The organism is Rhodococcus sp. B10 (assembly GCF_011770055.1).
GTDB lineage: Bacteria > Actinomycetota > Actinomycetes > Mycobacteriales > Mycobacteriaceae > Rhodococcoides > Rhodococcoides kyotonensis_B.
The window spans coordinates 1-19,109 of sequence record NZ_JAAFYV010000013.1; the positions used below are offsets into that span (position 1 = coordinate 1).

General features: G+C 63.3%; 19 protein-coding genes and 1 pseudogene. 9 read left to right on the forward strand and 11 right to left on the reverse strand.

The window, feature by feature from the left end; translation table 11 throughout:
• A pseudogene (locus RhoFasB10_RS10620) lies at window positions 1–896 on the forward strand (pyridine nucleotide-disulfide oxidoreductase); the annotation flags it as partial.
• A 100-nt stretch (window positions 897–996) separates the two neighbouring features.
• On the opposite strand, the gene RhoFasB10_RS10625 reads toward RhoFasB10_RS10620, so the two are convergent.
• On the reverse strand, window positions 997–2,601 hold the full coding sequence (locus RhoFasB10_RS10625; protein ID WP_206030776.1) for an NAD(P)/FAD-dependent oxidoreductase: 1,605 nt from the start codon (window positions 2,599–2,601) through the stop codon (window positions 997–999).
• Between the two features lie 230 nt (window positions 2,602–2,831).
• Between RhoFasB10_RS10625 and RhoFasB10_RS10630 the strand changes: the two genes are divergently transcribed.
• Window positions 2,832–3,716, forward strand: a complete 885-nt coding sequence (locus RhoFasB10_RS10630) for an SMP-30/gluconolactonase/LRE family protein (protein WP_167676374.1) — start codon at window positions 2,832–2,834, stop codon at window positions 3,714–3,716.
• Window positions 3,717–3,774: 58 nt separating this feature from the next.
• Window positions 3,775–5,556 carry an NAD(P)/FAD-dependent oxidoreductase gene (locus RhoFasB10_RS10635; protein WP_068421850.1) on the forward strand — a complete coding sequence of 594 codons (1,782 nt, stop codon included), beginning with the start codon at window positions 3,775–3,777 and terminating at the stop codon, window positions 5,554–5,556.
• 55 nt (window positions 5,557–5,611) lie between these two features.
• Here the strand turns inward: RhoFasB10_RS10635 and RhoFasB10_RS10640 are convergent, their stop codons facing one another.
• The 3 genes from RhoFasB10_RS10640 to RhoFasB10_RS10650 are packed head-to-tail and all read right to left on the reverse strand — an operon-like array spanning window position 5,612 to window position 9,529.
• Window positions 5,612–7,075, reverse strand: a complete 1,464-nt coding sequence (locus tag RhoFasB10_RS10640) for an aldehyde dehydrogenase (protein WP_068421845.1) — start codon at window positions 7,073–7,075, stop codon at window positions 5,612–5,614.
• Window positions 7,076–7,091: 16 nt separating this feature from the next.
• Window positions 7,092–8,249 carry an FAD-dependent oxidoreductase gene (locus RhoFasB10_RS10645; RefSeq protein ID WP_068421843.1) on the reverse strand — a complete coding sequence of 386 codons (1,158 nt, stop codon included), beginning with the start codon at window positions 8,247–8,249 and terminating at the stop codon, window positions 7,092–7,094.
• Window positions 8,249–9,529 carry a cytochrome P450 gene (locus RhoFasB10_RS10650; RefSeq protein ID WP_068421840.1) on the reverse strand — a complete coding sequence of 427 codons (1,281 nt, stop codon included), beginning with the start codon at window positions 9,527–9,529 and terminating at the stop codon, window positions 8,249–8,251. The genes RhoFasB10_RS10645 and RhoFasB10_RS10650 overlap by 1 nt, the downstream gene beginning before the upstream one ends.
• A 166-nt stretch (window positions 9,530–9,695) precedes the next feature.
• Here RhoFasB10_RS10650 and RhoFasB10_RS10655 point away from each other — a divergent pair, with 166 nt between their 5' ends.
• On the forward strand, window positions 9,696–9,887 hold the full coding sequence (locus tag RhoFasB10_RS10655) for a ferredoxin (protein WP_068421835.1): 192 nt from the start codon (window positions 9,696–9,698) through the stop codon (window positions 9,885–9,887).
• A gap of 68 nt (window positions 9,888–9,955) precedes the next feature.
• On the opposite strand, the gene RhoFasB10_RS10660 is transcribed toward RhoFasB10_RS10655, so the two are convergent.
• A complete protein-coding gene (locus RhoFasB10_RS10660) occupies window positions 9,956–10,693 on the reverse strand; it encodes an FCD domain-containing protein (RefSeq protein ID WP_068421831.1) in 738 nt (245 codons plus the stop codon).
• A 129-nt stretch (window positions 10,694–10,822) separates the two neighbouring features.
• On the opposite strand from RhoFasB10_RS10660, the gene RhoFasB10_RS10665 reads away from it, so the two are divergent.
• Window positions 10,823–11,587, forward strand: a complete 765-nt coding sequence (locus tag RhoFasB10_RS10665; protein WP_068421828.1) for an enoyl-CoA hydratase/isomerase family protein — start codon at window positions 10,823–10,825, stop codon at window positions 11,585–11,587.
• Window positions 11,588–11,594: 7 nt separating this feature from the next.
• Here the strand turns inward: RhoFasB10_RS10665 and RhoFasB10_RS10670 are convergent, their stop codons facing one another.
• The gene (locus RhoFasB10_RS10670; RefSeq protein WP_068421826.1) at window positions 11,595–12,743 is read right to left on the reverse strand and encodes an ABC transporter substrate-binding protein; all 1,149 of its coding nucleotides are present in this window, start codon (window positions 12,741–12,743) and stop codon (window positions 11,595–11,597) included.
• A 95-nt stretch (window positions 12,744–12,838) separates the two neighbouring features.
• On the opposite strand from RhoFasB10_RS10670, the gene RhoFasB10_RS10675 reads away from it, so the two are divergent.
• Window positions 12,839–13,408, forward strand: a complete 570-nt coding sequence (locus RhoFasB10_RS10675) for a nuclear transport factor 2 family protein (RefSeq protein WP_157105209.1) — start codon at window positions 12,839–12,841, stop codon at window positions 13,406–13,408.
• Here RhoFasB10_RS10675 and RhoFasB10_RS10680 read toward each other — a convergent pair.
• Both RhoFasB10_RS10680 and RhoFasB10_RS10685 read right to left on the reverse strand, forming a co-directional pair.
• Entirely contained in the window at window positions 13,377–14,627 is a 1,251-nt protein-coding gene (locus tag RhoFasB10_RS10680) for an MFS transporter (RefSeq protein ID WP_346764377.1), read from the reverse strand. The two genes, RhoFasB10_RS10675 and RhoFasB10_RS10680, sit on opposite strands and share 32 nt — an antisense overlap.
• A complete protein-coding gene (locus RhoFasB10_RS10685; RefSeq protein WP_068421820.1) occupies window positions 14,624–15,037 on the reverse strand; it encodes a hotdog domain-containing protein in 414 nt (137 codons plus the stop codon). Before RhoFasB10_RS10685 ends, RhoFasB10_RS10680 begins: the two co-directional genes overlap by 4 nt.
• Window positions 15,038–15,171: 134 nt before the next feature.
• On the opposite strand from RhoFasB10_RS10685, the gene RhoFasB10_RS10690 reads away from it, so the two are divergent.
• From RhoFasB10_RS10690 to RhoFasB10_RS10700, 3 genes are all read left to right on the forward strand, one after another.
• Window positions 15,172–16,293, forward strand: a complete 1,122-nt coding sequence (locus RhoFasB10_RS10690) for an NDMA-dependent alcohol dehydrogenase (RefSeq protein ID WP_068421817.1) — start codon at window positions 15,172–15,174, stop codon at window positions 16,291–16,293.
• A 9-nt stretch (window positions 16,294–16,302) separates the two neighbouring features.
• Complete coding sequence (locus tag RhoFasB10_RS10695) at window positions 16,303–16,716, forward strand: nuclear transport factor 2 family protein (protein ID WP_068421815.1); 414 nt, start codon at window positions 16,303–16,305, stop codon at window positions 16,714–16,716.
• Between the two features lie 65 nt (window positions 16,717–16,781).
• Complete coding sequence (locus RhoFasB10_RS10700) at window positions 16,782–17,297, forward strand: nuclear transport factor 2 family protein (RefSeq protein WP_167676376.1); 516 nt, start codon at window positions 16,782–16,784, stop codon at window positions 17,295–17,297.
• Here RhoFasB10_RS10700 and RhoFasB10_RS10705 read toward each other — a convergent pair.
• From RhoFasB10_RS10705 to RhoFasB10_RS10715, 3 genes are read right to left on the reverse strand one after another with little or no spacing between them, the layout of a single operon-like run.
• Entirely contained in the window at window positions 17,285–17,785 is a 501-nt protein-coding gene (locus tag RhoFasB10_RS10705; RefSeq protein WP_167676378.1) for a pyridoxamine 5'-phosphate oxidase family protein, read from the reverse strand. The genes RhoFasB10_RS10700 and RhoFasB10_RS10705 overlap by 13 nt on opposite strands.
• Entirely contained in the window at window positions 17,782–18,246 is a 465-nt protein-coding gene (locus RhoFasB10_RS10710) for a nuclear transport factor 2 family protein (RefSeq protein WP_068422230.1), read from the reverse strand. The genes RhoFasB10_RS10705 and RhoFasB10_RS10710 overlap by 4 nt, the downstream gene beginning before the upstream one ends.
• A gap of 11 nt (window positions 18,247–18,257) precedes the next feature.
• Window positions 18,258–19,097, reverse strand: a complete 840-nt coding sequence (locus RhoFasB10_RS10715) for a mycofactocin-coupled SDR family oxidoreductase (RefSeq protein WP_068421806.1) — start codon at window positions 19,095–19,097, stop codon at window positions 18,258–18,260.
• Between the last annotated feature and the right edge of the window lie 12 nt (window positions 19,098–19,109).

Sequence of the window (19,109 nt, forward strand, 5' to 3'; positions counted from 1 at the left end):
CCAAAACCGGCGACGAACTCCTCCCCACCGAAATCCCCGCCAACGTCTACGAAGGCCTCAAAGCCAACAAAGCCGTCGAAGTCCACGTCTTCGGCCGCCGCGGCCCCGCACAAGCCAAATTCACCCCGCTCGAACTACGCGAACTCGACCACTCCCCCAACATCGAAGTCATCGTCGCCCCCGAAGACATCGACTACGACGAAGGCTCCGAAGCCGCACGCCGCGGCTCCAAACAAGTCGACATGGTCGCCAACACCCTGCAGGACTGGGCCATCCGCGACGTCGGCGACCGCCCCCACAAACTGTTCCTCCACTTCTTCGAATCCCCCACCGAAATCCTCGGCGACAACGGCAAAGTCGTCGGCCTACGCACCGAACGCACCGAACTCGACGGCACCGGCAACGCCCGCGGCACCGGAAAATACAACGAATGGGACGTCCAAGCGGTCTACCGCGCCGTCGGCTACCTCTCCCAGAACATCACATCCCTGCCCTTCGACGAACAAGCAGGCACCATCCCCAACGAAGCCGGACGCGTGCTCGCCGACACGGGTCATTCCGCAGGCTCCACTCCCGGGCACGAAGGCAAGCACGTACCCGCCACCTACGTCACCGGCTGGATCAAACGCGGACCCGTCGGCCTCATCGGCCACACCAAAGGCGACGCCAACGAAACCGTCGCCTGCCTACTCGAAGACGCACCCAACTTCGACGGCGCCACCGACCCGTCCGAACAAGCCGTCATCGACTTCCTCGAAGACAAGCAGGTCCCCTTCACCACCTGGGACGGCTGGTACCGCCTCGACGCCCACGAACGCTCCCTCGGCGAACCCGAAGGCCGCGAACGCGTCAAAGTCGTCGAGCGAGAAGACATGGTTGCCGCGTCGCAGGAATAGCCTACGTGCGTGCGAATGTATAGCCGGCTATACATTCGCACGCACGGGCGCTAGCGAAGCGCCTCCCGGATCAAAGCCGCAGGCTCCGTCGCGCACAGGGTCATTTCAGCACGAAACCCGAATATCCCTCGTCGGCAACGGCATTGCACTTCTTCTCGTACTCCACGCACCCACCGACGTAGGGCATGAAGATCTGCGGCTTGCCCGGAACATTGGCTCCCATGTACCAGGACGCCGCCTTCGGAAACACCGTGTACGACGCCATCTCGTTGACGTGCGCCACCCACTCGTCCTCAGCTTTCTGAGTGGGCTCGATGGTCTCGTACCCGTGAGAGTCCATGTACGCGAGGCAGTCCGACGTCCACTCGACGTGCTGCTCGATGGCGGTGACCATGTTGGCCAGCACCGAAGGACTTCCGGACCCTGCGATCAGCAGGAGGTTCGGGAACCCGGCGACGCCGAGTCCCAGATAGGTGGTCGGTCCGTGCTGCCACTTGCTCTTCAAGCTCTGGCCACCGGACCCCCGAATGTCGATACGGTCGAGCGCACCGGTCATGGCATCGAAACCTGTTGCCAAGCAGATTATGTCGAAATCGTACTCGGCTTCGGTGGTGCGCGCTCCCGTCGGGGTGATCAACTCCAGCGGTGTCCGTCGCAGGTCCACCAGCGTGACGTTGCCACGGTTGTAGGTCTCGAAATAGTCCGTGTCCACGCAGATGCGTTTCGCCCCCAGGGGGTATCCACGGGGAATCAGAGATTCGGCGATGTCAGGATCGTGGACCGTCGCGCGAATCTTGGCGCGCACGTAGTCCGCCACCGTGTCGTTGGCGTCGTCGGTCAGCATCAAATCCTGGTAGGCACCCAGTAGAGCGAAACCACCCTTACCCCAACGGCTGTCGAACTCGCGCGCACGATCCTCGGCTGAAACATCCAGCGCGTTCTGCGGATTGTCACCACGCTCGACTCCCGCGGACGACGCCCGAGCTCGGCGACGTCGTTCCGGGTAGTTCGCCTTCACCTCGGCCTCGAATCGGGGATCGAGTGGCCCGTTCATCGCGGGAACGGAGAAACTCGCCGTGCGCTGCAGAACAGTGAGATGATCGGCTTGTCTCGCCACTTCCGGTATGAGCTGAATTCCCGAGGAACCCGTCCCGAGCACGGCGACCCGCTTACCCGTGAAGTCGACCCCTTCCGTGGGCCAGTTCCCCGTGTGATAGACGTCGCCCGTAAAGCTCTCCAGCCCAGCGATGTTCGGCGTCTGAGGCACGGAGAGGCACCCGGTAGCCATGATCACGAACCGGGCGGTGGCACACGCCTGTCCAGCGGCGTACACGGTCCAAGCTTTCGTCGTTTCGTCGTAGCGCGCCGACTGGATCCGAGTGTTCAGCGAGATGTCGCGACGCAGATCGAATCGGTCTGCAACATGCTGGAGATACGCGAGAATCTCCGGCTGAGCGGGATACCGCTCCTTCCATGTCCACTCCTGTTGGAGTGCGTCGTCGAACGAGAACGAGTAGTCCACACTTTCGACGTCGCACCGTGCACCTGGATAGCGGTTCCAGAACCAGGTGCCACCGACGTCGTCACCTGCCTCGAAAAGACGAACATTCAATCCCTGGCCACGCAGTTTCCACAGCAGATACAAGCCGGAGAATCCCGCCCCCACCACCACGACATCGACCTGACGTGCATCATTAGTGCGCATGATTAGCACGGTATGGGTATAGTACACCTGTGTCAACGGTCACACAGCCATGAGATCGGCGCGAGGAGAGATGGCATGGTCCACAGAACTCGTTGTCCGGTAGCACAATTGGACCACGTTGCGAGATCGCAGCGGGACGGCGAACCACAAGGCCTCCTTCGCCATCGGACAGACCATCGCCGTCGACGACGGTTCAGACGCAGTAACGATCGACACGAAAAGGACACTTCATGACCAGCACCGCCGACATCACGACCGTCGTCACCGACCGCGCGTTTCTCGAATGCCCACGGTGGCACGACGGTCGTATCTGGGTCTCCGATCTGTATGCGCACGAGGTGTTGTCGATAGGCGACGACGGCGACGTGCGCGTCGAAGCGACCATGGAGGACCGGCCGTCGGGACTCGGGTGGTTGCCGGACGGCCGCCTGCTGATCGTGTCGATGGTCGACGGGCTCGTGCTCAGACGCGAACACGACGGCTCACTCGTCACCCACGCAGATGTATCGCACCTGGCAACAGGCAAGCTGAACGACATGGTCGTCGACGACCGTGGCCACGCGTACATCAGCACATTCGGCTTCGAGTTTCGCAGCCGTTCGTACGTCGAATCCGCCGTGCTCATCCATGTCGCACCGAACGGTGACGCGGCCGTCGCTGCGGGAGATCTGTTGTTCCCCAACGGTTCTGTGATCACGAAGGACCGCACCCTGGTCGTCGCCGAGTCGATGGGCAATCGGATGACGGCATTCGACGTCGCCGACGACGGGGAACTGTCGAATCGTCGAACATGGGCCGCCTTCGGTCCGGAGGTCCCCCGTACGAGCGTCCGGGATGCGATGAGTGCGGCGTCCGTGGCACCCGACGGCATCGGACTCGATTCCGAAGGTGCGATCTGGGTGGCCGACGCCCTGAATCAGCGTCTGATCCGCGTCGTCCAGGGCGGTGAGATCGTCGACGAGAAGGTCTTTCCGACAGGTGTTTTCGCGTGCATGCTCGGAGGCGCCGACGGGAGGACACTGTTCGCATGTGCGGCCCCGTCGTCGTCCGAGCATGCACGTCAGGACACGCGCGACGCAAGCCTTCTGTCGGTCCGTGTGGACATTCCCGCATAGGCCCGAACAGGGACACGAACACACCGCGTGACGACCACACTCACGAACAGGGGCTCGAATGAACGAATCGCATGACGACGATTTCGAATCGGTTGCGACGGAGTGGATCCAAGAGTTCGGCGCCGCGCTCGCCACTCGTGACGCCGACGCGGCCGCGGCCTTGTTCCGACCCGACGGATGGTGGCGTGATCTGCTCATGTTCGGCTGGGATCTGCGTAGCCTGAACGGCAACGTCGGCATCGGACAGTACCTCGCGCAAGCGCACGATCAGGGCGACGTACGCCTGTCGCTCGTCGGCGGAGCAACGATCGTGGGGCAGGGCGACGACGCCTGGATTCAAGCGGTCATCGCCGTCGACTCGGACTCCGCACGAGGCCGAGGCGTACTGCGACTCACTCGATCGACGGATGATCGGGCATGGAAAGCATGGACGCTACTGACGGCGATGGACGAGCTCGTCGGTCACGAGGAATCCACCGGTGCCCGCCGCCCGCGCGGGGGCGCTCAGGGCGCGAACCGAATCGCGCGCAACTGGCAGCAGCACCGTGCCGCCCGACGGGAGTTCGCCGAGGGCGACCCAGAGGTGCTCGTCGTCGGGGGCGGACACGGCGGCCTCGGTCTCGCAGCCAGATTGGGGCAGCTCGACGTGGCCACGCTGGTGATCGACAGGAACGAGCGCATCGGCGACAACTGGCGCAATCGTTACCATTCCCTGGTCCTGCACGATCCGGTCTGGTACGACCACTTGCCGTACCTCCCGTTTCCGTCCACGTGGCCGGTCTACACGCCCAAGGACAAGATCGGTGATTGGCTGGAGTTCTACGCCTCCACGATGGAGCTCAACGTGTGGACCGGCTCGGAACTGGTGGCGAGTACGTACGACGACGATGCCGCCGCGTGGACCGTGACCGTCCGTCGTTCCGATGGCACCGAAAGAACTCTGCGCCCTCGGCACCTCGTACTGGCCACCGGCGTCAGTGGTACCGAACCCAATATGCCGACCGTTGCGGACTCGGAGCTCTTCGCGGGGAGCATCTCCCACTCGAGTAGCTTCGCGAGCAGCGGTGATCTTCAGGGCAAGAATGCAATCGTCGTCGGCAGTTGCAACAGCGGACACGACATCGCGCAGGAACTGTTCGAGCGTGGCGCCGAGGTCACCATGCTGCAACGGTCCCCCTCCTACGTCGTCAGCGTCGACGCCTCCAAGATCGCGATGGCCGGGTTGTACGACGAGACGGGCCCACCCACAGAGACCGCCGACCTGCTCGGCGCGTCCTTTCCGTTCAAAGCTGTCCCGGACATCCACCGAAACACCACCGCCGCGATGGCCGAGTTGGACGAAGAACTTCTGGATGGCCTTCGCCGAGCCGGATTCCTGCTCAGCTCGGGAATCGACGGCACCGGCGCTCTGATGTTGTTCTTGCAGAAGGGCGGTGGCTACTACATCAACGTCGGCTGCTCGGAACTGATCGCAGCGGGCGACATCGGCATTCGCTCGGGCGTCGAGATCGAACGGTTCACCGAACACGGTGTCCACCTGACCGACGGAACATCCCTGAGTGCCGACATCGTCGTCTTCGCCACCGGTTTCAAGGGGATGTTGCAGACGGCGCGACGCCTCCTGGGCGAGGACGTCGCACACCGTTGCGGTCCTGTGTGGGGTCTCGACGCGGAAGGCGAACTGCAGGGCGTCTGGCGCGAATCCGGGCACCCGGGTCTCTGGTTCATGGGTGGCAACCTCGCCATGGCTCGCTACTACGGAAAGTTTCTGGCTCTGCAGATCAAGGCGAAGGTGGAGGGACTACATCCCTCGGTTCCGAGGAGTCCCGTACCTGCGTGAACGAAGGAAACGAAGAAGGGCCCCTCGCGAGAGGGGCCCTTCTTCGTCGACACGCCTAGTCGGCGAACTGAATCAGCTTGGTCTCGAGGAACGAGCTCAGACCCTCGACGTTTCCTTCGCGTCCGAGGCCGGACTGCTTGTATCCACCGAACGGTTGAGTGACGCACATGTCCCAGCCGTTGATGGAGATCTGGCCGGTGCGGACGCGTCGGGCAATGCTCTCCGCCAATGCTGCATCCTCGGCGTAGACGGCACCGGACAGTCCGTAGTCCGAGTCGTTGGCGATCGCGACAGCCTCGTCGATGCTGTCGAACGGAATCACGACGACGACGGGACCGAAGATCTCTTCCTGAGCGATGCGCATGTCGTTGGTGACGTCGGCGAACAGCGTCGGCTCGACGTACCAGCCCTTGTTTAGTCCTGCCGGTCGCCCGCCTCCGGTGACGAGTCGCGCGCCTTCGGCTTTGCCGACCTCGATGTAGTCGAGGACTCGGGTGCGCTGACGTTCGGCCGCCAGCGGTCCGATCGCGACGCTGTCGTCCCGTGGGTCACCGACGGAGACCGACTCGAAGATGGTCTTGATGGTGTCGACGACCTCGTCCTGACGATGACGCGGAACGACGATGCGAGTGATCGCCGCGCACACCTGACCGCTGTGGCCGATGCCTGCGAACGCCAGGGCGGGAAAGACCTTGTCGAGAGAGATGTCGTCGGCGATGATTCCCGCTGATTTGCCGCCGAGTTCGAGCGTCACTCGTGCGATGCGCTCTCCGCACAGACTCATGATCTTACGACCGGCGGCGGTCGATCCGGTGAAGGAGATCTTGTCGACGTCCTTGTGCCGCACCAGATGTTCGCCTGTCTCGCGACCGCCGGGAAGGAGGGAGATGACACCTTCGGGCAACCCTGCCGCTTCGAGAGCCTCGGCGAGAAGCATCATGCTGACCGGCCCCTCGGGAGCCGGCTTCAGCACGACGGTGCATCCGGCCGCGAGCGCAGGAGCAATCTTCAACGAGGCCGTGGCAACCGGACCGTTCCACGGGATGATCGTCGCGACGACTCCGATGGGTTCGCGAACGAGCTTGCCGTGGCCGTCGGCCCAGCTGCGTTCTTCCTCGAACTCGAACCGCTCGTGCAGCGTCGATGCGTCACCCCACATCTTCAGCGCGTTGTTGTGGAACGCGACGCTCGCGCCCGCAGGAGCGCCGATCTCGGCAGTGAACGCCGCTGCCATCGCGTCGAATCTCTTCTCGACTTCCTGCTGAATGCGCACGAGGTACTTCGCTCGCTCTTCGGCCGTCATGCGCGGCCATGGACCGTCGTCGAACGCCTTGCGTGCGGCCGCAACTGCCTTGTCGATGTCCGCAGGTTGCGCATCGGGGACCGTCGCGAGCAGTTCCTCGGTGATGGGTGAGACCACCTCGATCACCTTGTCGCTCGACGGCTCCACCCATGTGCCACCGATGAATAGTTTGTCGTAGCTCTTCAAGGTCGTCGAAGCTGGGACTGTCGCGGTCATCGATTCTTCTCCTCTGTCAGCTGAGCGGTTGGGTGATATCGCGTAGAGCGGTGGCATCCGGACGTGTGCCTGCGGCGATCGCGGCGCGGGCCCCGATCATGAGTTTCGGTGTGTCGATGCTCAGATGTGCTGTCAGCACACCACTGTCGTCGAGCCAGGCAGCTGCCCACTTGTCGTCGTCGCCGTGACGAACGACCACGGCGTCCGTCGCGCTGTGGTGGCCGACGTATTGAATTTTGTGACCGAACTGGTCGCTCCAGAAGTACGGAACCGGATCGTGGACGGCGGGCTCGCGACCGACGATCGTTCGGGCAACGGCGTCGGGCCCGGTGCGGGCATCGTCCCAATGCTCCACGTGCAGTGACTGATTCGACCGAGGTGACCACCGAACTGCCACGTCTCCGACTGCGAAGACGTGGGGGTCCGAGGTGCGCAGGTGCTCGTCCACCTCGATACCGCGCGCGATCGACAGGCCCGAATCCTCCAGCCAGCTCACGTCCGGCCGAACTCCGATGCCTGCGACCACGACGTCCGCGGACACGTCCTCACCGGTGTCGAGCGTGACTCCGGTGTCCGTGACTTCGCGAACGCCGACCCCGACGCGCAGATCGACTGCGTCCCACCAGGGGACGAACCGTGTGCCGACGTCCACACCGAGCGCGTTCGCCAAGGGTGCAGGTCCGTACTCGACGCACGTGACCTCGGCCCCTGCTGCGAGTGCAGCCGTCGCGACCTCGGCGCCGATCCAACTCGCGCCGACGAGAACGACTTTCGCGCCGGGCTTCAGAAGTTCGCGCAGTTTCTGCGAGTCGTCGACGGTGCGTATCGCGAGCTGGCGGCTCGAACCGGGCAGCATGATCGGAGCGGCGCCCGTGGCGATGACGAGGGTGTCGTATTCGACTGCGCCCTGGGCCGTCTCGACTTTCTTGGACTGGAGGTCGAGGCCCGTCGCGGCGACCCCGACGCGAACGTCGATCTTCAGCGCCTCGTAGTCGGTGCGCAGCCGCGTGTTCGAATCGCCTCTCAACGCGGCCTTGGTGAGCGGTGGCCTGTCGTACGGAAGATGCCGTTCGGCGGCGAGAAGAACGATCTCGCCCTCGAAACCGTTCGACCGCAACGTTTCACAGGTACGCGCGCCGGCGAGCCCCCCGCCGACGACGACTACTCTGCTCATCAGTACATCGGCGCCGCAGGTGCGGTGGCCGCGGCCACGGCTTCACCGTCGGCGAGTCTTTTCTCGCCGGGCGTGAAGTGAGCGGGAATTCTCTGCCATCCCATGTTCGTTCCCTGATGGGGGTAGCGCTCGAGCTTGTCGGTCTCGATGGTGTAGTCGGGCATTCTCTCGAGAATCTGCGTCAGCAACGTCTTCGCCATCAGGCGACCGAGATGCGACCCCGAGCAGCGGTGCACTCCGATGCCGAATGCGGTGTGGCGGTTGGGCCATCGCTCGATGTCGATCTCGTCGGGATTCTCGAACAACGCCTCGTCCCGGTTGGCCGACGCCCACGACAGCAGCACGCGGTCGCCCTTCTTCATCGGGCAACCCTTGAAGTCGACGTCCTCGGTGACCGTACGCGCCAGTGCCTGCGTCGGCGAGAAGAAGCGCAGGAACTCTTCGACGGCGTGGTCCATGAGAGATGGGTCGTCGATGAGACGTTGCCGGACGTCGGGGTGATCGGCCAGCCACACCAGGGTTTGACTGACCAGCGACGCCGTGGTTCCGGTGCCGCCTGCAACGAGCAGTTCCACCATGGCGAACACCTCGAAGTCGTCGAGCACCCGCCCGTCCACTTCCTGCTGGACGAGGTAGCTGATGACGTCGTCGGTCGGGTTCGCGCGGCGATCCGCGATGACCGTGCGCATCTTCTCCGACAGGTACGGGAAGTCGACCTTCATCGCATGTTCGTAGTGCGGACTGCCCGGAACACCTGCCAGCGCCTCGTGATGCGCTGCGGCATAAGTCTTCCAGTCCTCGATCCCGAGCCCGAGCCAGTCGACCGTCACGATCGCGGGCACCCCGATGACGGAGGTGAAGTCGCACTCCCCTGCCTCGATGACACTGTCGATGAACGCCGTCGTGTGATGTTCGACGAGGTCCTTCATCTTCTCGACCGCGGCGGGCGAGGTGATCGGATTGACGATCTTGCGATACTTGCGGAACTCGGGCGGGTCGAGCTCGATCGGAATGTGAAAGTGCATGGGCGTCTTCGGAATTACGACCGACAGCCCTTCGCCGCCGTACTCGGAACGCGCCGAGGAGAAAGTGTCGTCGTCACGTGAGGCGTCGAACACCGCGTCGTAGTCGGACAGGACCCAGTAGCCGCCGTGCGCCTCCGACCACCCTCGCTTTTCCGCGTTCCGCAGTGCCCGGTAGGAACCGACAGGATCTGCGGAATGCTCTTGCGAGTTGTGATCGAAGTGAATGACCGGGCACCTGCCCCCGCTGTCCGTCATGGCTGAATGTCCTCCCGCGAAATCTCGTGACCAATTCATGCACTGCGCTGATAATGGTTATACTAGATTCCGATGTTGTCAACATCACAGCAGCGACAGCATATAGTCGAGATCACTGGAATGGCTGTAAACAAACAGCCCTTCGGACAGCCCAGAAGGAGGAGTCGTGAACGTTTCGGTCGACGAGTTCCAGTGCCAGGGGCACGGACTGTGCCAGATGACGTCGCCGCAGGTCTTCGCGTTACGCGACGAGGACGGCCACGCCTATGTACTACCCGAAGGCCAGGAGCCGACCCGTATCGACGAAGCGAGGGCCGGCGCCGACAGTTGCCCGGAACGGGCAATCAGTGTCGAGTAGGCGGCTTCGCCACCCGTGAGTGCGAATGTATAGCCCGCTGTACATTCGCACTCACGTACGCGAGGCGTCTACAACGCGCGATCCCACTGAATGACCGAGCCCATGACGTCGGGGAACTTCCGCTCGGCGTAGCGCACGTATTCGTTGATGTGCTTGGCCATACGGTCCTGGGACAAATCCGGATCCCGTACGAGCAGAGAGTCGTAGATCGATTGGTGAGCGGTGATGATGGCACTGCGCCGAGGCGCCGGATAGTCGATTCCGATGATCGTGCCGTCCATGATCCCGAGCAGCGAGTCGACGATGTAGCCGAACAACGGATTGCCCGACGACCAGGCGATGATGTCGTGGAACTGCTTGTTGGCCTCGAGGAACACGTACTGGTCGTCGAGGGATTCGCGCATGGTGTCGATGGTGCCGCCCAACTGGACGAGCGATTCGTCGGAGATGCGTTCGGCGGCAAGGCGCGAGATCATCGGTTCCATCGCGACGCGGGCCTCGGCGATCGCCTTGAACGGCGCATTCTTCAACTGCATCAGCAGGATGACCGTGCTGGCGAGGTGCGACGCGTCGGGATCGAGCAGAACAGGCCCACCTTTGGGGCCCGGCTTGAGCGCGATGACGCCCTGGAACTCGAGGAGTCTGAGCGCTTCTCGGAGCGTTCCGCGGCCGATCTGATACTTCTCGAGCATCGCTTTCTCGGGCGGAAGAAGATCCCCGGCGGTCAGCCCCTGCCGCAAGGTATCGCGGATGATCTGCTGCGCAATCACCATCGCTGCTTTGGGAGCGCGGTTGGCTACGGTCATGGGTCGAGTCTCCCTGCTATTCGAGGCGATTGATTATAACAATAGGCCCGTGCGGCGCCTGCAACCTGCGAAACCGCGGTATCCCCATACCCCGGATCACGAACTACTACCAACGAACAGGACGGACTCATGCCCGACGTGATCATCGAAAGTACCCCAGCGACGCTGTGGATTCGGCTGAACAGGCCCGAGCGTCGCAACGCGTTCGATCCCGAGATGTCCGCCGCGATCGCCGACGCCCTCGACGACGCGTCGGGCTACCGCTCGGTCGTCATCACCGGCTCGGGTGGAAGCTTCTGCGCCGGTGGTTCTCTGGCCAAACTCAGCGAACCGACGCCGAAGGAGATGCGCCGGCTCTACCGCGGTTCGCTACGGCTGTTCGACGCCATCCGCACGTGCCCGCGCCCGGTCATCGCCGCGGTCAACGGTGCGGCCGCGGGCGGAGGCAACGAATTGATCGTTGCGTGCGATCTGGCGGTTGCTGCACGTTCGGCCACGTTCGGCCAGACCGGTCCGCGGGTGGGAAGCGCACCGGTCACCGGCGCCACGAACGTCATGGGAGTGCAGATCGGCGAGAAGCGCGCCAAAGAACTGTCGATGCTGTGTCGCCGATACTCCGCACAGCAGGCGCTGGACATGGGCTTGATCAACGAGGTCGTCGACGACGACAAGCTCGAGGCGACGGTCCAGGAGTGGTGCGACGAGATCTCGGCCTTGAGTCCGCGATACCTGGAGATCACCAAGACGAGTTCCAACCTCTGGTGGAACGCGGCGCGCGACTCCTTCTCGTCGGGACTCGGGATGCTCACCCAGGCCGTCGGCAGCCCCGACATGATCGAGGGTGCGACGGCGTTCCTCGAGAAGAGGAAGGCCGTCTTCCCCGATCCGGAGTAGCAGTCCGTCACTTCTCGGACAGCAGTACTTCTTCGGTCCCGTTCCATTGCACGAGAGCGCCTTTCACGCGCATGTCGTTTCCTTCGAACGTGACGTCGCCCTCGGCCCCGGTGAATCCCTCGGCCACGACCTGCTGCAAGCCGTTCTGGATGTCCTCCCGTGACGCGCCACCCGACTTCTCGATGGCACGGGCGATCATCCAGGCGGCGTCGTAGCCCTCCGCTGCATAGTTGTTCGGATTCTCACCGTCGTACTTGGTGCGGTACGCCTCGACGAAGTCCTGAGTCGCGGGATTCGTGCCGTGATAAGTGAAGTCCGTCGGCCATGTCATCCCTGCGCCCGCGGGCCCTGCAGGCGTGAGATTGCCTGCCCCGGAACCGGTGTGGGTGACCAGGGTCCCGTCGAAACCGGCCTGACGAAGCTGAGAGACAGCCGTCGCGTTCTGAGCGCCGTTCATCATGATCGCGATACCGTCGGGATCGTCCGCGAGCAGTTTCGCAATAGGGGCGGTGAAGTCCTGGGTCGTGTTCTGCACCGCCGAGGTCGACGCGACGGTGAAGCCGTATCGTCCGCCCATGTCGGGGATAGTCCCCTCCGACAACTGCGCAAGCGTCGGGTTGGCACTGTTGTACAGAATTCCGAGCGACTTCACGTTCTGCGTTTGCAGGTACTCGCCCGCCTGGTCGTAGTACGTCGCCATGGGAGCCGTTGCGCGATAGGTGTATTCACCGACCAACGTTCCGTCGCTGCCGGATTGGGTGAAGACGATCGGCACCTTGGCGGCTTGGGCGAGAGGTGCCACTGCGACGGTCTGCGCGCTCGTCACGGTACCGAGTATCGCTGCCACGCGGGGATCGACGGTGGCCTCGGTCACCTGACTCGCCGCCGTCTGCGCCTCTCCTGCAGAGTCACGGCTTTCGAGAACCATCGTGGACTCGCCGAGGTAGTTCTGCTCGTTGATCTCCTCGATTGCCAGCTCGATGCCCTTCAACTGGTTGGTGCCCGCATACGACAGCGTTCCGGTCTTGTCGGTCACCGAGAACACCTTGATTTCCGACGGCATCTCGCCCGACGCGGTGTCACCGCCCGCGCCACTTCCGCAGCCCGCTGCGACGAGCACGACACCCGCGAACAGCGGAGCAAGTCTCATCCTCATTCAATTCACCCTTTTGCTGGTAATGATGCGCATATAATGACCACCACATCATGAGGCGTCGACGGGCACCGCGTCCCGAGAATGGAACAACCGCCGTGACCGACATCGATATACTGCTGAGGCTCGATCGGCTCGAATCACGTTCGGCGATAGCCGAATTACCCGTTCTGTACTGTCTCGCGATGGACGAGCGGGACGTCGACGGCATCACCGCGGTGTTCACCGAAGACGCAACGATGCGCTCGGCGGACGGGGTGTTCGACGCACATGGCCGGGACGCGATAGTGCGAACCTTCCAGAGCCGATTCGACGCGTTGGGGCCGACCAATCACGTCACGCACGGCCATGTCGTCAGATTCGACGAGGATCGAAACTCGGCGCACGGCATCGCCGTCGGGCATGCGGAGCTGGTCAGGAACGACGTTCCGATGGTCACCGCCCTGCGGTATCGCGACCGTTATCGACGCGTGGACGGCGTGTGGCGGATACACGATCGACTGATGTCCTACATGTACTATCTTCCGGTTTCCGAATACGAAGAGGGACTGGGTGATTCACGTAGCATGCGAGCCTACGGCGACCTACGGCGAGCTGATTGGCCCGAGACACTGCGCGGCGCCGACACGTCGTGGCTCAGACGGTTCCGACCTGGCTACGAACCATGAGTACTGCGTTGTCACCATCGTTTTCCCACCGCCCACGACCCAGCAACGCGACGACGGAACACAGAACGACCAGAACTGCGCCTGCCGTGGCCATTCCCGTTGCGCTCCCCCATCCCGTGGAGACAGCACCCGTCGTCAACGTCAGGATCGCGGTCAGTCCGTAGCAGAACGACGCGTACTTGGAGGCGACGCGCCCCTGTTCGACCGCCGAGACACCCCGCGTGAGCAATCGCAGACCGCACGAATAGGCGAAGCCTTGTCCGAGACCCCAGGAGAGACAACCGATCACGACGAGCTCCAACCTCGACGACACGACACCCGCCGCGCATGCCACCGCGCCGAGGGCAATCAGCGCAAGCGACACACTCGGAGGCAGAGCAGTGTGGCGCGCCGCGAACACGAGGGGCGCCAGCCACGCGACGAGCAACAGCACGATCGGCGCCGACACGCCGACGAGCAGCGACGTGCCGCCCGTCTGCTCCCGGACCGCGGTCGGGAGAATTCCGACCGCGAGCCCACCGATGGCCCAACCGGCAAGCCCGATTCCGTAGCCGGCCGCGCGGGCGCGCGCGGAGGTGTCGGCATGCCCGTCCGTTCGGAGCGGCCCCGGCCCGAGCTCGTCTCGTAGCAGAGTCCGAGCACGAGCGAGGGAGATGACGAGAAGCACACCGATGGCGACGAGCAACGACATGTGGATCACATAGGGGGTCACCGTCGGTCCCGGAAAGTTCTCCGCGACAACGGCTCCCAGAATCAGACCGACGAATGACCCGAAGATTGCGCCCGACGCCGCGATCGTCCGGCCTTTCTCGCCGCGTGCCGCGACGGCGATCGTGGCGGTGGCACCCGTCGCGACGCCGACACATGTGCCGGTGAGGAACCGCCCGACGAAGAGGAACACGACGTCGTCGCCGCCTGCGATCAGCGCCGCGTCGGCCACGACGCCACCGACGAGAGCCGCCGGGAGCAACAACCATGCTCGGCGCGTCAGGCGCGTTCGCGCCATCACCGTGAACGTCACGACCAGCGCGACGAGGTAGGCCGCGAACAACGCCGACACAGTGAACGTGGACAACGACATTCGCTCGGCATACATCGGAAGCATCGAACCGGGAACGTTGGAACCGACGACCAGCGCAGCGAACGCCGCGGACGCCGACGCGCCCAACAATCGACGCCCCCGCCGTGATCCGGACTCGGCTACCACGCCGGCGATCACGGGCGGTCGAGCGAGGTGAGCGCAGACCGCAGTGCATCGGGAATCGGCGCCTTGAGGCCGTCAGGTCCCCGTACCGCGTACTTGATCTTGCCGTAGGCGACACGCTCGCCACCCCGGGTGAACGGGAATCCGACGACGTACGACGTCGTGCCGAGATGGTCGAGTTCCATGCCACACGTGATCTCGTCGAACACGTGACACTGTGTGAGATACGTGCATTCGGAAGAGAATCCGACCGTTCCCACGCCGAGGGCGTCGACCATCGTGTGACTGTCGATGCCGAACGAGTGCAGCCAGACGCTGTACGTTCGCTCCATCCACGGATAGTTGATCGCGAAGTACGAGATGCCGATGGCATCGCAATCGCCGTACGACAGACGGAACGTCTGGCTGGTGGGATGTTCGCTCACGGTTACTCCTCTGTCCGTGCTGATACTCCATCATTCGAGTCTTTACACTAATCATTATCATGGTTATGGTGACTGGGGTCACATCATGACGTGCGCATCCGTGGGAACCATCGTTCACATCGTCAGGAGCATCAGTGAAAACAATCGGAGCATTGATCTGGGAACCCGGCACCCGTTCCGGCTGGAGTGTCGAAGAGATCGAGATCGACCCACCGAAGAGCCGTGAGGTACGCATCAAGCTCGCAGCGTCGGGAATCTGTCACAGCGACGACCACGTCGACACCGGAGACATTCCGCTCGATTGGGCCCCGATCATCGGGGGACACGAGGGCGCCGGTGTCATCGAGGAACTGGGCCCCGACGTCACGGGCTTCGAGGTAGGCGATCACGTCGTGCTCTCCTTCCTTCCGTCGTGCGGGCACTGTCAGATGTGTACGGTCGGACGATCGAACATGTGCGAGATGGGCGCGGGAGTACTCGCCGGCTTCGCACCCGACGGCACCCACCGTGTCCATGCCCGAGGTCAGGGCGTCGGCCCGTTCTCGTTCCTCGGCACCTTCTCGCCGTACGTCGTCGTCAACATCGACTCGTGCGTCAAGATCGGCAAGGACATTCCGCTCGACAAGGCCGCGCTCATCGGATGCGGCGTACCCACCGGCTGGGGATCCTCGGTCTACGCCGCCGAAGTCGCACTCGGTGAAACCGTCGTCGTCATCGGAACCGGTGGCGTCGGTATGAACGCCGTGCAGGGAGCCCGCCACAAGGGCGCGAAGAACATCATCACCGTCGACCCCGTCGAGTACAAACGTGATCAGGCAAAGCTTTTCGGCGCAACGCACACGGTGGAGAACTTGGAGCAGGCCAAGGAACTCGTCGACTCCCTGTCGAACGGCCAAGGCGCGGACAAGGTGCTCATCACCGTCGACATCGCGTACGGTCACCTGCTCAATCCCGCTCAGGAGATGACTCGGCGCGGTGGCACATTGGTGCTGACGTCGGCGGCCCCGGTCACCCAGCGCGACGTTCCCTTCGACCTGTTCACCTTCGCCATGTCCGGCAAGCGCCTGCAGGGAACCCTGTACGGAACGACGACGGCACGTCGCGACATCCCCCTGATCGCGGACATGTACCGCCGCGGCGAGTTCATGCTCGACGAACTGGTCAGCAAGACATACAAGCTCGAGCAGATCAACGAAGCGATCCAGGACATGCGCGACGGTAAGAACATCCGCGGCGTCATCGTGTACGACGACTAGGAGGCCGACATGAGTGTCGACGAGATCATCTCCGTAACCCACACCTATGCACTGGGTTTGGACAAGTTCGATCCGAAGTTGGCGCTGAGCGCGTTCGCCACCGACGCCGTGTGGGACGCGACTCCCGTCGGACTCGCTCGGTACGAGGGACACGACGCCATCCTGGACTTCTTCGAACGTGACGCTGCGCAGGTACAGGACCAGTTCCACATCATCACCAACCACATCGTGCATTTCGATTCCGACAGCGAGGCGCACGGAACCAATTACGTGTTCTCCGAGGGACATACGAAAGGTGGTGCCGCGTTCAAGGCCATCGCCCTGAACGAGGACACGTACGTCCTCACGAGCGACGGGTGGAAGATATCCTCCCGCGTCATCTCACCTCTGACCCCACCGCAGATGGACGGGTTCGAGGCATAGTCGTCGGATGCGGCCCGTACGCGAGTCACCATGCGTACGGGCCGCGTCGCGGTGCAAGGAGGCACATGAACCCCCTGGACCTACTGATGGCCAAGGACGAGATTCGAGACCTAGCCGGCGCCTACTCGATCGCGGTCGACGATCACGACATCGAGGCGGTTCTCGCCATGTACACACCCGACGCCACGTTCACGGTCGGGGGCCGAACGATGTCCGGTCGCGACGAACTGCGAGCGTTCTACGTCGACAGCATGGATCGCTACACGACCATGCTGCACACCCCCGAGATTCACCTGATCACCGTGCACGACGACGGGTCAGCCAGCGGCCGCATGACCGGCCACGCAGAGTTGGCAGTACGAGACACATTGATGCTCAGCGCGTTTCGTTACTCGGACCGCTACCGATTCGCCGACGGATGGCGATTCGAGCATCGTGAGGTGTCGTTCATGTACGCCGTCCCGGTCGAGGCGATGGCGTCGAGCTTCCGTACGAACCAACGCATCAGGTGGCCGCAGACTCGGTACGCCGAAGCCGACTATCCCGAATCCGCGCCCACCTGGAACACCTACCGCACCTGACCGCCGCGGCCGTCGCCCGGCATCTTGGTCGAATCATGGCTGACGGCAACACGAACGGGTTCGACCTCCAGAACCACCCGCTCCGGGCTGTCCAGAAGTGCAGCGAAGGCGTCGGGATCGTCGGGCGCGAGATGTTGCGCGAACTCCGAATAGAACCAGCTCTTCACCGAGGCCTCCCGATGAACGGTGGCAGTACCGCGAATCGACACCATGCGACGGCCCGGCAACGCAGTTCCCGCATTGGAGATCACCAACGTGACACGTGGATCGCGGACAGCTCCGCGGACGTGGGCGCGCCCGGCCGCCGCCGTCAGCCAGAACCTGTCGCGCGTGAACAGGTAGCTCATGACGACGCCTGCCGGCCAGCCCGCTTCGGTGGTGAACGCGAACGTGCATTCGGTCTGCGCCGCAATCAGTTCCGCACGCCCGGTCTCGGACGCGCGGACCGATTCCAGGTTCTCGTTGTCGTCGATCCCGACGCGACTCACGATTCGTCGGAGCCGTAGGGCACGAACGCGTCGGTGGCGACGGGCAGTGCCATTACGCGGTCCACAAAGATACGCTTGTGCTTCAGCTTCAGAAAGCCGTCGACCTCGACGAGCGAGTCGGAGTAGCGGCCGAAGACGCGTGAGGTGCTCCCGGAGGTGAACAGGGTGGCCTCGAAGTACGCGTCGATACGGACGCCGTCACCTTCGTTCGTCACCACCGTGTTGGTCACGACATGGCGTGAGAGTTCGGTATCGGAGGCGGCGAACGCCCGATAGATGTCGAGAAAGGCCTCTCGGCCCTGCTTCTCCTGGGTGGACTGGGTGACGGCGATGTCCTCGATTGCCATGTCGCGCAGCGTGTCCAGATCACCCGAATCCGCGGCCCAGGCGTAGCTGTACAGCGCGGCCTGAGCACGATAGGCGAGGTCCGCGGAAACGAGACCTTCGGAAGCAATGGTCATGGTGTGTCCTTTCACTTGACGTAGGCGCCCGCGTCCACGGGCAGGGTGACACCGGTGACGTATCGACCTTCGTCACTGGAGAGATAGAGCACGGCATTGCTGATGTCGACGGGGTCGATCCACGGCACCGGCAACGTGTTCAGAGACATGAATCCCGGCATCGCCTTGTCCTGGTTCGGTTCCGGATCCCCGGGTGCGAACATCGAATAGGTGCCGGGATTCTGGATCATGAGGGTGTCGACGTTGGTCGGGTGCACAGTGTTGACGCGGATCCTGTGTGGTCCCAGTTCGTTGGCCATCGTGCGCATGAGGCCGACGATGCCGTGTTTGGCTGCCACGTAGTGCGCCACGTGCTGAATGCCCTTGAGCCCACCGATCGAACTGGTGAAGACAATCGAGCCGCCGCGACCTGCTGCGATCAGCGTGGGGATGGCCACCTTGGCGGTGTGGAAGACTCCCGTGAGATTGACGTCGATCATGTCCTTCCACTGCTCCGACGTGAGCTCCCACGACAATCCATACGTCGCGATGCCGGCGTTGGCGACGACGATGTCGATGCGGCCCAGTTCGGCGACACCCTCGTCGAACACGGCTTGCAGTGCGTCGACGTCACGGACATCTGCTCGCCGAGCGACGATGCGGCGATCGAGAGCCTCGACTTGGCTCACCGTCTCGGCGAGTTCCTCTTCGGTGGCGAGCCTGTAGAACGGCGTGACGGTGTCGATGTCCTCGCAGATGTCGACGGCGATGATGTCGGCACCTTCTTGCGCCAACCTGAGTGCGTGACTTCGGCCTTGGCCACGTGCGGCGCCGGTGATGAACGCGACCTTGCCTTCGAGACGACCTGACATATGCCCTCCTTT

Excerpts from the sequence above, each read along its gene's own strand:
- RhoFasB10_RS10640 (WP_068421845.1), bottom strand. The coding sequence starts at position 7,075 with ATGACCGCGACAGTCCCAGCTTCGACGACCTTGAAGAGCTACGACAAA.
- RhoFasB10_RS10650 (WP_068421840.1), bottom strand. The coding sequence starts at position 9,529 with ATGACGGACAGCGGGGGCAGGTGCCCGGTCATTCACTTCGATCACAAC.
- RhoFasB10_RS10660 (WP_068421831.1), bottom strand. The coding sequence starts at position 10,693 with ATGACCGTAGCCAACCGCGCTCCCAAAGCAGCGATGGTGATTGCGCAG.
- RhoFasB10_RS10630 (WP_167676374.1), top strand. The coding sequence starts at position 2,832 with ATGACCAGCACCGCCGACATCACGACCGTCGTCACCGACCGCGCGTTT.
- RhoFasB10_RS10715 (WP_068421806.1), bottom strand. The coding sequence starts at position 19,097 with ATGTCAGGTCGTCTCGAAGGCAAGGTCGCGTTCATCACCGGCGCCGCA.
- RhoFasB10_RS10710 (WP_068422230.1), bottom strand. The coding sequence starts at position 18,246 with ATGACCATTGCTTCCGAAGGTCTCGTTTCCGCGGACCTCGCCTATCGT.
- RhoFasB10_RS10670 (WP_068421826.1), bottom strand. The coding sequence starts at position 12,743 with ATGAGGATGAGACTTGCTCCGCTGTTCGCGGGTGTCGTGCTCGTCGCA.
- RhoFasB10_RS10625 (WP_206030776.1), bottom strand. The coding sequence starts at position 2,601 with ATGCGCACTAATGATGCACGTCAGGTCGATGTCGTGGTGGTGGGGGCG.
- RhoFasB10_RS10695 (WP_068421815.1), top strand. The coding sequence starts at position 16,303 with ATGAGTGTCGACGAGATCATCTCCGTAACCCACACCTATGCACTGGGT.
- RhoFasB10_RS10700 (WP_167676376.1), top strand. The coding sequence starts at position 16,782 with ATGAACCCCCTGGACCTACTGATGGCCAAGGACGAGATTCGAGACCTA.
- RhoFasB10_RS10645 (WP_068421843.1), bottom strand. The coding sequence starts at position 8,249 with ATGAGCAGAGTAGTCGTCGTCGGCGGGGGGCTCGCCGGCGCGCGTACC.
- RhoFasB10_RS10665 (WP_068421828.1), top strand. The coding sequence starts at position 10,823 with ATGCCCGACGTGATCATCGAAAGTACCCCAGCGACGCTGTGGATTCGG.
- RhoFasB10_RS10635 (WP_068421850.1), top strand. The coding sequence starts at position 3,775 with ATGAACGAATCGCATGACGACGATTTCGAATCGGTTGCGACGGAGTGG.